The sequence below is a fragment of the Streptomyces sp. NBC_00377 genome (assembly GCF_036075115.1).
In the GTDB taxonomy this organism is placed as follows: domain Bacteria; phylum Actinomycetota; class Actinomycetes; order Streptomycetales; family Streptomycetaceae; genus Streptomyces.
On the sequence record NZ_CP107958.1, the window covers coordinates 473,795 to 487,673 of the forward strand.

10 protein-coding genes are annotated in these 13,879 nt (G+C 69.9%); 3 read left to right on the plus strand and 7 right to left on the minus strand.

The window, feature by feature from the left end; genetic code table 11:
- Window positions 1-167: 167 nt before the first annotated feature.
- Both OHS71_RS02360 and OHS71_RS02365 read left to right on the plus strand, forming a co-directional pair.
- Window positions 168-1,262, plus strand: a complete 1,095-nt coding sequence (locus tag OHS71_RS02360; protein ID WP_328476245.1) for a hypothetical protein — start codon at window positions 168-170, stop codon at window positions 1,260-1,262.
- A gap of 67 nt (window positions 1,263-1,329) precedes the next feature.
- Window positions 1,330-2,037, plus strand: coding sequence for a hypothetical protein (locus tag OHS71_RS02365; protein ID WP_328476247.1), 708 nt, complete (start codon window positions 1,330-1,332; stop codon window positions 2,035-2,037).
- Window positions 2,038-2,167: 130 nt separating this feature from the next.
- On the opposite strand, the gene OHS71_RS02370 is transcribed toward OHS71_RS02365, so the two are convergent.
- The 4 genes from OHS71_RS02370 to gdhA all read right to left on the minus strand — a co-directional run bounded on the left by OHS71_RS02370 (window position 2,168) and on the right by gdhA (window position 8,593).
- Entirely contained in the window at window positions 2,168-2,362 is a 195-nt protein-coding gene (locus OHS71_RS02370; RefSeq protein WP_328476249.1) for a hypothetical protein, read from the minus strand.
- Window positions 2,363-2,577: 215 nt separating this feature from the next.
- A complete protein-coding gene (locus tag OHS71_RS02375) occupies window positions 2,578-6,003 on the minus strand; it encodes an RHS repeat-associated core domain-containing protein (RefSeq protein WP_328476251.1) in 3,426 nt (1,141 codons plus the stop codon).
- Window positions 6,004-6,521: 518 nt separating this feature from the next.
- Window positions 6,522-6,893 carry a hypothetical protein gene (locus OHS71_RS02380; RefSeq protein WP_328476253.1) on the minus strand — a complete coding sequence of 124 codons (372 nt, stop codon included), beginning with the start codon at window positions 6,891-6,893 and terminating at the stop codon, window positions 6,522-6,524.
- A 353-nt stretch (window positions 6,894-7,246) separates the two neighbouring features.
- Window positions 7,247-8,593 carry an NADP-specific glutamate dehydrogenase gene (gene gdhA, locus OHS71_RS02385; protein WP_328476255.1) on the minus strand — a complete coding sequence of 449 codons (1,347 nt, stop codon included), beginning with the start codon at window positions 8,591-8,593 and terminating at the stop codon, window positions 7,247-7,249.
- A gap of 779 nt (window positions 8,594-9,372) precedes the next feature.
- Here gdhA and OHS71_RS02390 point away from each other — a divergent pair.
- Window positions 9,373-9,762 (plus strand): signal peptidase I, encoded by a 390-nt coding sequence (locus tag OHS71_RS02390; protein WP_328476257.1) that lies wholly within the window; start codon window positions 9,373-9,375, stop codon window positions 9,760-9,762.
- Between the two features lie 588 nt (window positions 9,763-10,350).
- Here the strand turns inward: OHS71_RS02390 and OHS71_RS02395 are convergent.
- The 3 genes from OHS71_RS02395 to OHS71_RS02405 all read right to left on the minus strand — a co-directional run bounded on the left by OHS71_RS02395 (window position 10,351) and on the right by OHS71_RS02405 (window position 13,770).
- Window positions 10,351-10,551 carry a hypothetical protein gene (locus OHS71_RS02395; RefSeq protein WP_328476259.1) on the minus strand — a complete coding sequence of 67 codons (201 nt, stop codon included), beginning with the start codon at window positions 10,549-10,551 and terminating at the stop codon, window positions 10,351-10,353.
- Window positions 10,552-10,850: 299 nt separating this feature from the next.
- Window positions 10,851-12,650, minus strand: coding sequence for a serine/threonine-protein kinase (locus tag OHS71_RS02400; RefSeq protein ID WP_328476261.1), 1,800 nt, complete (start codon window positions 12,648-12,650; stop codon window positions 10,851-10,853).
- Window positions 12,651-12,948: 298 nt separating this feature from the next.
- Window positions 12,949-13,770, minus strand: coding sequence for an MHYT domain-containing protein (locus OHS71_RS02405; RefSeq protein ID WP_328476263.1), 822 nt, complete (start codon window positions 13,768-13,770; stop codon window positions 12,949-12,951).
- Window positions 13,771-13,879 lie beyond the last annotated feature (109 nt).

The following is a 13,879-nucleotide window of genomic DNA, read 5'->3' on the forward strand; positions in this document are numbered from 1 at the left end:
CTGTGGGCCGCGTCCCTCACGACGAGCGAAAAGCGGTGGGACGACGGAGAATGAAGGAGGGGAAGAGGCGATTTCTGAGGACCGCATTTCCTGAGGACCGGATTCCCCAGGCGACCGGTGTCGCCCTCCGCTCCTTCTCCCTTCCCGGCTCCAGCTTGCTTCGGCTCATGAAATCCGCTGCGCGCTTCTTCTGGCCATGCCTGACCGCCGTGCTGGTGAGCATCGCGATCGGTTGGGCTCCGACGGCAACGTGGGCACAGGGCGCCGCGGTGGCAGAGCAGGCGACGATCACCCTCAGCCCGCCCGAGGGACCGCCGGGAGCTTCCGTCCACATCGATTTCGAGAGCTGTACGAAGCCCGGTCCCCAACCCGACGGCCCGCCCGACGACCTCTCCCCCTCCCCCTCGGACGACGACGGCGGGTTCGAACCGCCGGCGGTTCGGGCGGCGGCCGGAGTGCAGGCCGGCGTCATCACCGGCGTCTACTGGGACAGCAGGCTCCTCGGCCCCGGCAGCACGTTCGACGTTCCGGACGACGCCGACGCCGGCTCCCACACCATCGGGGCGTACTGCAGCGACGGCGCCTACGGCAGCGCGACCTTCACGGTCACACCGGCCCATGACCGGGATCCCGGCATCGTGTTGGATCCCACCAGCGGGTCTTCGGGGACGTCCGTCACGGTCACGGGTTCGCTGTTCAGCTGCTCCGAGGTGAGTGTGTCGTGGGACGGCGGCGACGCGCTGATCACCGGGGCCCGCGTCTCGGCCGAGGGAGATTTCGAAGAGGACTTCGACGTGCCCGAAGGATCGTCCGTGACCACGCACACCGTACGGGCCGCCTGCACGCAGTACGCCGACACGTACTACGCCGACGCCGATTTCAGGGTGACGGACACGGAATCGGGTGACGGAACGAGCAACGGCGGCACCGACGGAGAGTCGAACGGAACCGGCCACGGCACGACCGGCGCGACCGACCCGGGGGCCGTCGGCGGGACCGGCGGGGGCGGAGGCGGCACGGGGATCCCCGCCGGTTGGGTGATCGGGCCTTCCGTGTTCGGGGCCGTACTGCTCCTGGCCCTCCTGTTCTCCCCCGTGAACCCCCTACGACGCGGACCGCACTGGGTCCGTGACCACATCGGCACGGCACTGCGCTTCGGGTCCACAACGGTCGCGCTGCGCGAACGGCGTGACGGCGGTTCGGCGAACCGCACCGTACGGCTCGAACCACACCCGGACCAGGGCGACCAGCGCTTCCACTGAAAACCCGCCGAACACTTACTGAAGACCTGCTTCAAGACCTGCCCGAGACCTCTGCCGAGGTGAAGCCATGACGACGACCGCTCCCGCGCAACCGTTCACGGTCCGTACCTTCCTGCTCGGCCCCGACTGCCCCGACACGGCCGACGCCCTCGCCGGCCCGCTCCACGACGGCGGCACGGCCGACGGACTCCTCCGCGGCACGCGCCCCCTGCCCCCCGCGGCCGACCGGGCCGTCGAACACGAACTGGCGGGCGCCGTCGACTCCTTCCTCTCCCTGGACGTCTTCGACGTGGCGGCCGGCGGGTGGCGCAGACACGCCGCTCTCACCGAGGCCGCGCACCGCACCCGGGCCACCCCGGGCAGCCAGGAGGTGGTCGCGCTGGCGAGCCACGAGATCACGTCCGACCACCACCCCTACATCGACGTCTTCCTGGACGGCGCCAAAGTCGGCACCCTCGACGTCCGGCTCGGCCTTCTCTTCCGGATCAGCGGGCTCGTCACCGTCGTACGCGACGCCCACGTGGTCGCCATACGCAGCGGGCAGTGTGTGCTGGAGGCCCGTCTCACCGTCCAGCAGATTCTGCTGGCGGAGCGTCAGGGCCGACTGGACCTCCCCGGCATCTGGCACCTGCACACCCCGCTCCCCCTGCTGCGGAACGAGCCCCCGCCGCCACCGCCACCACCACCTCCGCCGTCGGTCCCGCCGTCGTCCGTACAGCCGACCCAGGTCCTCCACCGGCCCCGGCACATCCACGGCCCCTCTCCGGGGACCTGAGTCGACAGCCGCCGCCTGGGAGATCTGCTCCGCCTGCGCACCGGCCTCGGAGGCTGAATCGGGTCCTGCTCCTGCCCACCGCTCTCACCGTGGCGGTCCCGGCGGCCTCTGGTCCGCCTTCGGCTGCGGATTATCCGACCACCCCGACGGCGTACAGAACACCCAGCACGGCCAGAACCGCGCCGATGAGGCGAAACGCCACGGTGTTGCTGCCTTCGAACCGTTGCCCGGCCCGGCTGCCGACCTTGGCCGCGAAGGTGGGACCGAAGACGGCCACGGCCGCACCGCACACAGCCAGGAGCAGACCCACGATGGTGTGCACCATGCCTCCTCTGGGTTGGGTGGGGAGGTGCGCCTTTCGCGCACCTCCCCGTATCGCGTCGCCCTACCTGCCCCGACGGCGCCGTCGGGCGAGCAGCGCGCCGATAATGATCACGGCCACCAGGAACATGCCTATGGCCAGGTACGGCGACCAGGAGGGCCCAGCGGGCCGCTCATTCGCCAGTCGGACCCATTCGTGCACAGTGGTTCACTCCCGGATTAGAAGGTGTATTTGGCGGTTCCGGAGCACTTGCCGGTGCTGCCTCCCGTACCGACGCCTTCCGAGCCGTCCGTCGCGACCGACAGGTCCACCGGGCCGATGCCGCATGCCACTTCGCCGGTCCACCCCGGGCCCGCCGACCCCGATGCCAAGCCTGCGTCAGCGCTGGCGCCAGGGGTGCCGACCCCTGCGGAGAGGTAGGGATGGACGCTGCCGTCGTCGTTGATGCTCGCCCCGATTCCGCCGCATACCCACAGGCAGCCCTCCACTCCGATGTCGAGCGACAACAGCCCGTCGGGGTCGATGCGGTTGACGGGATCGCCTTCGGCGTACAGGTAGGGGTTCTGTTCCCGGCCGGCAGGGTCGGGCTGGGTGAAGCGGCCGATGTTGGCGTCGTAGTAGCGGGCCTTGAGGTGGTAGAGGCCGGTGGGGTCCTGGTAGTTGCCGGCGAAGCGGTAGGGCTGGACGACCGGTTCCGAGGACTGGGCCAGGATGCGTACGCCGCGGGGGCTGTAGGTGTACGTGTCGACCTTGTTGCCGTCCACGTCCACCAGACCGATCACACTGCCGATGGCGTCGGTGAGGTAGTAGTAGCTCTTGCCCCCGGTCGTCATGGAGTTCAGGGTGCCCCCGGGTTCCCGGTTGAAGCCCATGTCCATGCCGCCCGTCGAAGTGGCGGACAGCCCCAGAGGACCGTTGTGGTAGTAGGTGTCGCCGAGCTTGATGCGTTCGCTCTGGTCGGTGGAACCGTACTGGCCGGCGTAGGACTTGCCGTTGACGGTGATCGACGTCATCTGCGAGTGGTCCGACCACGTTTCGCCGGTGCGGAGGTAGTCGTCGGTGGACGCTGCGGCGGTCTCGTTGCCGATCGGGTCGTAGGACCATGGCCCGGTGGTGCTGGACTTGGAAGTGAGCTGCTGGGCGTCGTTGTAGGTGTACGTGGTGCCGCGCGGACAGCCCTTTTCCGTTCCCTGGGAGGTGAGGTTGCCGGCCAGGTCGTAGCAGTACTGCCAGGAGGCGGCGATCGTGCCGGCTTTCTCCTCCTTGGCGTAGGAGAAGCGGCCCGCCCCGTCGTACGTGTACGTCCGCTTGAGCCCGCTCACGTGCTCCGTCGACGTGCGGATCTTGCTGCCGTCGGTCTTGCCGTCCGTGCCGTAGCCGTACGTGTAGGCGAGGTCGGCCAGAGTGCCCTGGGCAGAGGTCACCTTGATGGACTCCGGGCGGCCGGACTTGTCCACGTCGACCGTCTGGACCGTGCCGCCGGGGTACGTGGTCGTCCTGCGGACGTCGTTGTTGTTGTACGTGTACGTCGTCACCCGGCTCTGCGGATCCTTGAGTTCCTTGAGCTTGTTGACCTCGTTCCAGGTGTAGTCGACCTTTCCGGCCGGGTCCTGGTAGTAGTCGACGTTGCCCGCCGCGGTGTAGACGAGCAGGGTCTGCGAGCCGTCCTGGAGATGGCGGACCGTCTCACGCTGGAGCGGGTCGAACTCGTACGTGACCGTCCCGGTGCCGTCCGAGCGCTGGGTCGGATTTCCGTCGCCGTCGTACCAGTACTCGACCTTCACCGTGTGGGGCGAGGTGACGGTGCGGATACGGTCGCGGTTGTCGTAGGTGTAGGTGACGGTGACGCCGCGGGCGTCGGTGACGGTCCTGGTGCGGCCGAGGTCGTCGTAGGTGTACGTCGTCTTCCCCAGTGGCGCCGGGGCCTTGGCCCACTCGAGGTTGCCCTTGGCGTCGTAGTGGAAGTCCGTCTCCACCGTCTTGGCCGACGTCATCTTCGTCTTCTGTGCGCAGCGCTGGCCCTCGAAGCCGCCGCAGGTGACGGTGGCGGGGTTGTAGTCGTAGGAGACGCTGCCGCCGCCGGTGCCGGTCTGCGCGACCGTCTTGGTGTTGCCGGCCGTGTCGTAGGTGAACTCCGTCTTCTCGCCGTCGGGGTTGGTGGAGTCGCTCGGCACGTCTCCGCCCGCGATGGTCTGCCAGTTGTTGACCGTCGCGCCGCCCGTCGGCATGGCGGCAGTCTTGAGGTTGTTGCGGGAGTCGAAGCCGTAGTCGGTGACGTTGCCGGGGGTGGTGCCCGAGCCCATCGCGTCGGTGGCGGTGTCGATGTTGTGGTTGGCGTCGAACTTGGTGGACCGCTTGTGTTTCAGCGCGTCCTCCACCTCGGTCACCTGGCCGTCGCCGTCGTGCGTGTACTTCGTGGCGTGCAGTTCCGGGTCGGTCGCGGTGGTGGTGCCCGCCGCCGTCGGGGAGCCGGCGCTGTAGGCGTAGGTCCAGGTCGGGCCGGTGTGGCCGTCGCTGTTGAAGCCGGTGCCGCGCAGCATCGAGGTGACGCGGTTGGCGTCGTCGTAGGTGAAGACCGTCACCCGCCCCTCGGCGGTGGTGATCTTGTCGACACGACGCGAGGTGTCGTAGCGGAAGGTGACCGGCTTGCCCTCGGTGTCCGTGGTGGTGGCCAGGTTGCCCGCGCCGTCGAGATCGAACACGGCGGTGCGGCCGGTGTTGTCCTTGGCCTGCCACTGCGAGGCGTCCGTCTTCAGCAGGTCGATCCAGCGCCCGGAGCGCGTCTCGGTCAGCTTGAAACCCTTGTGCTCACCGCCCTCGTCGTGCTGGGTGACGCTGATCGTGCCCTTGTTGCGTTCGGTGACCTTCGTCAGGGTGCCGTTCGTGTCGTAGGTGTCCTTCGCGCCCGACTTCCACTTCGTCAGCGTGTAGGTACCGTCCGAGTTCTTCTTCAGGTCCTCGGAGTACCCCTTCGGGGTGGTGAAGGAGCCGTCGCTGTTCTTGGTGAAGCGGACCGTGGCGCCCGAGGCGTCGTAGAAGACCACTTCGGTGGAGGAGACCGACAGGTAGCGCTCGTACTGCTGCCACCAGCGCTGCGAGACCTTCCCCCACGGCGCGTCCACCGAGTTGTACGTCCGCGCCAGCGTCAGACGCTGCCCCACTCCGGCGATGTCGAAGTCGGTCGCCGTCAGCATCAGGTTGCCGGTCGAGTAGTCGATCTTCGCCGTCAGAGCGTCGGTGATGGCGAAACTGGTGTACCGGTGCCAGGGCACGTTTCCCTGCCCCTCGGGCACCAGGGTCAGTACGGAGGCGTCCGCCGCACTGGAGGACTTCGCCTTCCTCGCCGGTGGGCCCTGGGCATGTGCGCGCTGCTCCTTCGCCCAGGGCAGCAGCGCGTCTTCCGTCGGGTTCTTCGCGGCCCGAGACGCCACGGGCTTGTTCGGGCCGACCTTCACCGCCGGCACAGCGAAGTCGGGACTGCCCGAGCCCCACGCCGAGGTGGGTGCGGTCTCGTCGGCGACCGCACTCGCGGCCGGCAGCACCGAGAGGGCAAGTGCCGCCGAAGCGACCACCGCCGACGCGGTAAGGGCGGTCGATCTGTCACGGGCACGCCGGAACGGCATGCCGAGGGCACGCTGGTGCATGGCTTCCCCCCGCAGGAAGACGGACCCCGGCAACCCCAGTGGTCACCGGGCGCACACAAGCTGCCACAGGAATCGCACAAGAATCCGCACGGTTCCCCTCGATTCCCTCACCATGTGGGCAGGAATCGGCCCCTCCCTTTCACGTTCGTGAAAGGGACAGAAGATTGCATAGGACACGCGTCGCAGCTGAATCTGCGGGAACATCGCACGCCTCATACGTCCGACACGGCCGAAACCTCTCGGCGCGATGAAAGAATCCCGAAACCGCGCCGCGGCCAGGGGCCGCCCCAGGCCGCCCCTCCTGTGACACGAGGACGGTGCTCAGAGCCCCGATCCCCTGGCTCGACGATGTCGGGACGGTCATCGCCCGGCCTGGTCGGCCCACTGCGTACCGCTTTCCCTGGCGTGGTGCCGCAGCGGGCCGCAGAGCGGGAGAAGGAATGCCGTGACATGAAGGCACGACGAGAACCTCACCGCCCGCTTCGCCCAGGACCGGCACTGCGGAAACGCTCCCGAGGTCAGTGGGCGGCGATCCAGCGCCTGACGGCCTCGTTGACGGTGTCGTCGAGGGCACTCAACGCGTCCACTGCGTGCAGGTCTCCTGGCGCCGGCGCGACTCCCGCCCGGATGAGCGCCGCGTGCAGATCCATACGGCGCCGGTCGGCCCGGGCCACCGTCAGGGGCAGCCGCCGGCCCGGGTCGGGCGCAGGCCGCACCGTCTCCTCCTCGGCCGCCCGCGCCTGGGGCGGCACACGCCAGTCCTCGTCCCCCCACTGCTCTGCGGCCTCCGCCCCGCCCAGGGTCGTGTGCGCGTCGAAGCCGCAGCGGTAGGGGTCCAGGACCAACTGGGGCACCGTCACGGCGGTCGGAGAGTACTGCCACTCCTGCATACAACCTCCAGCGTTCGGCGTTCACTTGGTGTTCAGGAGGCGGGCTGCACGATCGGCAGTTGCAGGCTCGGCAACGAACCACCCGAACGCACCCAAACCCATCTCTTCACACCACTACGCCACCCGGTACAACCCGCAGGTCCCGGGTCTCACGCCGTCACACACGAGGACACCGGCCGCGACGGCCCACGGGGCGCGGTCCACGTGCGCCAGCCGCTCGCCCTTCCCCGCCTGACCGTGCTCACCGGCGCGCGGACAGCCGGCGGGATCGACAGGCCCGCACACCGGCCACTCGGAATCCCGCCTCTGCTTCCACCACGCGACGCGCCGGGAGCAGCTGTTCGGCGGGGGCGCTACACGACGCCCTGGGCCGTCATCGCTTCCGCCACCCGCAGGAAGCCCGCGATGTTGGCACCCAGGACGTAGTCGTCGGGCGTGCCTCCGTAGCTCTCGGCGGTGGCACGGCACTGAGCGTGGACGCCCCGCATGACAGCTGCCAGACGGGTCTCGGTCTGCTCGAAGGTCCACACGTCGCGGGAGGCGTTCTGCTGCATCTCCAGCGCGGAGGTGGCCACGCCACCCGCGTTCGCGGCCTTGCCGGGGCCGAAGAGGACACCCGCCTCACGGAAGATCTCGATGGCCTCCGGGGTGCACGGCATGTTGGCGCCCTCGGCGACGGCCAGGACACCGTTCTTCACCAGGGCCCCTGCCTCCTGCCCGCCCAGTTCGTTCTGCGTGGCACACGGCAGCGCGATGTCGCAGGGCACCTCGAAGACCGAGCCCCGGTCGGAGAACCGTGCCCCGGGCTTGGCCTCCGCATAGGCCGACAGACGGGCCCGTCGCACTTCCTTGACCGTCTTCAGCAACTCCAGGTCGATGCCGTCCTCATCGACCAGATAGCCGGAGGAGTCCGAACAGGCCACCACGGACCCGCCCAGGGCGTGCACCTTCTCGATCGCGTAGACCGCCACGTTCCCCGAGCCGGAGACCACGGCCTTGCGACCGTCGAAACCGTGTCCGCGCGTGGCCAGCATCTCCTGTGCGAAGTACACCGCGCCGTAGCCGGTGGCCTCCGTCCGGGCCTGCGAGCCGCCCCAGGAGACGCCCTTGCCTGTCAGGACTCCTGCCTCGAAGCGGTTGGTGATCCGCTTGTACTGGCCGAAGAGGTAGCCGATCTCGCGCCCGCCCACCCCGATGTCACCGGCGGGGACATCGGTGTGTTCGCCGAGGTGCCGGTAGAGCTCCGTCATGAATGCCTGGCAGAAGCGCATGACCTCGTGGTCGCTGCGGCCCTTGGGGTCGAAGTCCGAGCCGCCCTTGCCGCCGCCGATCGCCAGTCCGGTCAGCGCGTTCTTGAAGATCTGCTCGAAGCCCAGGAACTTCACGATGCCGAGGTTCACGCTCGGGTGGAAGCGCAGGCCGCCCTTGTAGGGGCCGAGCGCGCTGCTGAACTCCACCCGGAAGCCACGGTTGACCTGCACCCGCCCCGCGTCGTCCACCCACGGCACCCGGAAGATCAGCTGGCGCTCGGGCTCGCACAGCCGCTCGGTGATCAACGCGTCGACGTACTCGGGATGCGCCTGTAGTGCCGGCGCCAGCGTGTGCAGCACCTCTCCCACCGCCTGGTGGAACTCGGTCTCACCGGCGTTGCGTCGGCAGACCTGTGCGTAGACGGCCTCGATGTGTGCACTGGGGTTCATGCGCGCTCTCTCCTGTGGTCCGCCAGGCACTCGTCTCGTCAAGCGTGCCCGGCCGCTGTTCTGACAACGAATACGGACGACAGGAGTCGCTGTGTCAGCGAAGACGTCACCGAAATCAGACCCGGGCGTGCCGTCGACCGGCAGCAGCACGGCCGGGCGTTCCCGTCCGGCCGTCCGCCGGTCAGAGCATGTCGGCGGCCGGGTTGCCCGAGCCCCGCCGAGCGAGGTCCCGCTGCGGCAGCGTGGCCGCCCGCCACTGCCGGGCCGTGGACTCGGCCGATCCGGAGAGGAACGCCGGGCCCCCACGCGGACGTGATCCGGGTGGCACACCTGCCCTTGCCGAGCGCGGCGCACCAGGAGTCGGTGAAGCCGGGCTCGGTGCCGATGGCGCCCTCGTCCGCGAGGCCGCCCCGCAACTCGCCGAGCGTCCGGGACACCGGGCGTCGTCGACGCCGATGGTGACGTCGCTCCTGTCCTGCTGGGCGACGTCGCTCCTGCTCGACGTCTCACAGGGCCTGGCGCCCGGCTGCCGGAGCAGACCGCGCCAGGGGCGGCCTCGTTCGCCGCGAGGCTGGTCCGGTGGACCGTAGCGGCTCGAGCTAGTGCCGCGACAGGCAACGTTCGCCCCGTCGCGACGCCCGGCACGCACTCTCGCCGCACCGGCCGAAAGCCCAGGTACGTCCAGTACGAGGACTTCCGGCCGGCACGCCGAGAGCACGCACCGGACGCCGCTCCTTGACGGGCAAACGTTGCCCGCCGCGGCACTAGCATCGGGCAGCGTGAACGACAGCGTGTATGTGGGAAACGCGGGCAAGGATGCGCCACTGGACCGGGGATGGCTCCTCGGTCACTTCAAGGACGCCGGCGATCCACGCCACAGCGAGGCAGTGGAGATCAAATGGGGTGTCCACCCCCGTGGTGACCAACGGCTCGAGTGGGTCAGGGGCGAGGAGCGTACCGCCCTCCTGGTTCTGGTCAGCGGCCGCTTCCGTGTGGAACTGCCGGGCCGCAGCGTTGTGTTGGCGGAGCAGGGTGACTACGTCGTATGGGGGCACGGCGTGGACCACTCGTGGTTCGCGGAGGAGGAGTCGGTGGTCCTGACCGTCCGGTGGCCGTCCGTGCCCGGCTACGCCGTGGAACCGGACGGCCGGCCGCGACCGCGGAGCTGAGCCCGACGGTCAGGCACCGGGTCGGCCCGGTGCTGCGAACTCCGGTCAGGAGGACACCCCGGTGCTCAGCCTGTTCGGCATCGGCGGCACCACCGCCAAGGGTTCTTCACTCAGGACGCGATCGTCCCGGAGGGCACACTGCGGAAGTCGGCCGCCGCATCGGAGGCCGAAGTCAGCGGCGATCGAACGGCGTTCGGGACGTCATCGCAAAGCGATCCGCTCCGATCCCGTCCGAACAGTAAGCGGACCGTTGCTCAGAGCCCCACCGCCACCCGCCGCCGCGAGAGGCCCGGAAGCCGGTCGATCGCAGGTCCGAGGCTGTCGAGGCGGTCGAGGCCGCCTTCTCCGCAGCATGCAACTCGCCTGCCCGTGGCGGTGGATGTGCAACTCATCGGCATCGGGAAACGTCGGCCGGCCGTGTCCCGAAGGCCGAGGTGCGGTGGTCGGTGCGGTCGTCGACTCACAGGCGGGGGTGGGCGGCGACCACGGTCCCGGCCTCCTCACACGGCTGCGGTGCGGCCAGGAAAGCGCCAGGTTCCGAGCGCCGCACGGCGGTCGATCGCGGTCACCTGGGCGAGGCAGCAATACTCAGTTCTGCCTGTTGCGCCGCCACCTCGCGCCGGCGTCCCGGGCGCGGTCGTTCCAGTGGTCCCGGACCCACCCCCACAACATCGCCACCGGCGCTGCGACCAGGGCGACCAGGAGCGCGTGGTCCCACGGCATGCCGCCACGCCCATACCGGAACAGCAGCACGAACAGCACGTAGACGGCGACGCCGAGTAAGAGCACTTTCAACGGTTTCGAGAGATACATGCCATGCATGTACCCGGCGTTCACCGATCCACGACCGGTGCACATGGCGGCTCCCGGCGCCTCCTCGGAGGGTTCTGCGCGCCGTGGACGCCGACGCGTTCACGGCGACGGCCGGATCCCGGGCGCGGCCCGGCTCGGCCGAGGTCCGGGGACCCTTCTCGTCGGCGTCGAGCCCGCGCACCTCATGGCGTACGCGCGAACCCCGTTCGGCGAGCAGTGCCGTAGCCTCCGGTGCGGCCACGTACCGGTCGTGGGCATCCTGAGATGCCCACTGCTCAGGAACGGTCCGCCGAGAAGGTCGTGCAGCCGGACCCGTAGATCCTTCCGTCGAGGTGGTCGGGGGTCGAGGAGTCGGGGGCGGCCTGGAGGTCGACCGTGAGGTAGTCCGGCGGCTGGTCGATCCAGTGGGTGGCCCGTAGCGTCAGCACCCCGTTCTCGACCGTGCCCGCCATCGCGAAGGAACCGCGTGGCACCTGCGGGTTGGAGGGGTCGGGGTAGAACGCGAACACCGCCTCCGCGGTGCCGTCGCTGGACTGCTCGATGGTGAGGACGAGGCCGGTGATGCCCTGGTTGCAGACGTAGCTGCCGTTCCACTGACCCGACAGATCCGTCCCGGCCTCAGGGTCCGAGGCAGGGGTCTGCGACGGGGATTCGATGTCCGTGGGGGGCGCGTACGGGGTGTCCGAGGGGGGCGGGGTGTACGACAGCGAGGTGCTGTCGTCCGCGTACGGCGAGGCCGCGTAGGACGAGCCGGGGGAACCGGAGGGGTCCGACCCGGAGTCCCCGCCGAACATGGCGTCCGCCTGCCAGCCCACGAGCCCGACGGCCAGCACGGCGGCGAGGAGGGAGACGATCACGTATCCGGGCCGTTTTCCGGTGGAACCCTGCCGGAAGGTACCGGGAACGCCCGGCACCGGGGTGGGCGGTGGCCCCATCGGAACGGTCCCGAACGGCGGGGCGCCAGGCGGGGGTGTCGTCCAACCGGTTGGCTGTCCGGTGGGAATCGGCGGTCCGAACTGCCCTCTCGGCGTGGGCCCGCCGCCCACCGCGTCCGCCTCGAACGCCGTGGGCGTGTAGGCGGGGGGCGGGGTCGCCGGACGCGGCCCGGTCATGGTGGGCGCCTGGTGGTCCGGCCCCCGCGACGGGTCCGGACCACCGGCGTCCGCGTCGGCGCCGGTCGCGTCCGCCGCCTTGCGTACGGTGGCGGCGACAGCCGGTGGAAGCCAGCTCGCGCTGGTGAACAGCAGCGTCGTACGGGGTGCCCCGGCCGCGTCGGTCAGCCCTCCCAGCAACTCGTCGACGTCCGGGCGGTCCGCCGGGCGCTTCGCCAGACACCGCCCGATCAGCTCACGCAGCGCTTCCGGCACGGCGTCCAGGTCGGGTCGCTCGTGCACGATCCGGTACATCAGCCCCTGGGCCGAGCCGGCGCCGAAGGGGCCTGTGCCGGAGGCCGTGAACGCAAGGACGGCGCCCAGCGCGAACACATCACTTGGCGGACCGACCGCGCTGCCCGTCAGCTGTTCCGGGGACATGAATCCGGGCGTCCCGATCACCACCCCCGTCCGCGTGATCGCACTCGCCTCGGTCGCCGTGGAGATACCGAAGTCGATGACACGGGGCCCGTCGGCGGCCAGCAGTACGTTGGACGGCTTCAGATCGCGGTGCACGAGCCCCGCCGAGTGGATCACCTCCAGTGCCTCGGCGAGGCCGGCGGCCAGCGTCGTCACCGGGCCGACCGCCCATGGCCCGTGGCGGGCGACGGCGCTGTCCAGCGAGATGCCCGGCACGTAGGCCGTGGCCAGCCAGGGCGGGTCGGCCTCCGTATCGGCGTCCACCACACCCGCGGTGAACACGCCGTTCACCCGGCGGGCGGCGGCGACCTCGCGCGCGAACCGCTGCCGGAACTCGCGGTCCTCGGCCAGCTCGGGCCGCACGACCTTCACCGCGACCGCCCGGCCGCCCTTCGAACGTGCCAGGTACACCCGGCCCATGCCGCCGGCCCCCAGCCGGCCGACCACCCGGTACGGCCCGACCCGTTGCGGATCCCCCACCCCCAGCGCCCCCACTGCTTCCATCTGCCCCCCAAAGGCTCGCGTAGGGCAGACAGCATGACGCCAGCAAGCGCTTGTTGTGTTCCGTTTCAGGTGGACTCGGGATAACTCGCGGACCTTCGGGGCGAGTTGAGAAGAACATTCGATTCCGAGGAGCTTGACCTGCCCGGACACGGCGCGCCCCGGGCCCGCAGTTCGAGGTGTTCCGTTCGGCGGTGGCCCAGTGCCGCCCGATGTTCGTCCGTCATCCGGCCGCGCGCGGCCGGCATCGTACGGACCAGTTGCCCGCGGTGACGTGTGGGCTTGTGACGCGGAAGGGCGGTCACCAGGAGGTGTAGGGCTGAGAGGATTCCGTGGGCCGCTGCGCGGGGAAGTCGGCACCGGGACCGTACGGCACGGGCGCCGGCTGGTCGTCGCCGAGCATCAGGTCGGGGTCGAACATGACGATCACGGCCGCGACCAGGAGTACGGCGAGCGGGCCGGCGAGCATGAACAGGAGGAACGACAACAGGTCGGTGGACGACTGCTCGACCACGGAATGGCCGGTGAGGTGGACGGAGACGGCGGCCATGCCGGTGTAGTGCATACCGGTCACGGCCACTCCCATGACCAGACTCGCCGCCAGGCTGGACCACAGGCCATGGATGGAGACCGCCGCCCACAGCGCCGCCGTGGCGGCCGCGACGGCGATCGCGACGGACAGGGCCACGGTCCACACGTCGTAGTGCAGGCCACCGTCGGTGTGGATCGCCGCCATGCCGAGATAGTGCATGGCAGCGACCCCGAGCCCGGTGACTGTGCCTGCCAGGCCCAGGTTCACCGGCGAGCCGCCCCGGTAGCCGACGAGGAACACGCCGATGGCGACGACGATGACGGCGACTGCGAGGCTGAACAGGGTTTTCGTCGAGTCATAGCTGACCAGGGCGCCCTGGACGCTGAAGCCGATCATCGCGATGAAGTGCATGGTCCAGATGCCGCAGCCGATCGACACGGCGCCCAGCGCCAGCCATCTGGCTCTGCGGTGCGGGCGCCGGAGGGAGCGCGTGGTGCACCGCAGCCCGAGTGCCGCGCCGAGACAGGCCATCAGATAGGCGGCGACGGGGGTCGCGGCACCGTAGTAGAAGTTGGAGACGGTGGCGGTCATCGACGTTCCCTTCATGCGCGTGACGGCGGCCGACACCGCCCACGCGGGGTGGCGCACCCATCCGCCCGACGCCAGGCGGACATGACCACAGCACACGGCAGTCCTGCGG

Excerpts from the sequence above, each read along its gene's own strand:
- OHS71_RS02360 (WP_328476245.1), top strand. The coding sequence starts at position 168 with ATGAAATCCGCTGCGCGCTTCTTCTGGCCATGCCTGACCGCCGTGCTG.
- OHS71_RS02365 (WP_328476247.1), top strand. The coding sequence starts at position 1,330 with ATGACGACGACCGCTCCCGCGCAACCGTTCACGGTCCGTACCTTCCTG.
- OHS71_RS02370 (WP_328476249.1), bottom strand. The coding sequence starts at position 2,362 with ATGGTGCACACCATCGTGGGTCTGCTCCTGGCTGTGTGCGGTGCGGCC.
- OHS71_RS02375 (WP_328476251.1), bottom strand. The coding sequence starts at position 6,003 with ATGCACCAGCGTGCCCTCGGCATGCCGTTCCGGCGTGCCCGTGACAGA.
- OHS71_RS02380 (WP_328476253.1), bottom strand. The coding sequence starts at position 6,893 with ATGCAGGAGTGGCAGTACTCTCCGACCGCCGTGACGGTGCCCCAGTTG.
- gdhA (WP_328476255.1), bottom strand. The coding sequence starts at position 8,593 with ATGAACCCCAGTGCACACATCGAGGCCGTCTACGCACAGGTCTGCCGA.
- OHS71_RS02400 (WP_328476261.1), bottom strand. The coding sequence starts at position 12,650 with ATGGAAGCAGTGGGGGCGCTGGGGGTGGGGGATCCGCAACGGGTCGGG.
- OHS71_RS02405 (WP_328476263.1), bottom strand. The coding sequence starts at position 13,770 with ATGACCGCCACCGTCTCCAACTTCTACTACGGTGCCGCGACCCCCGTC.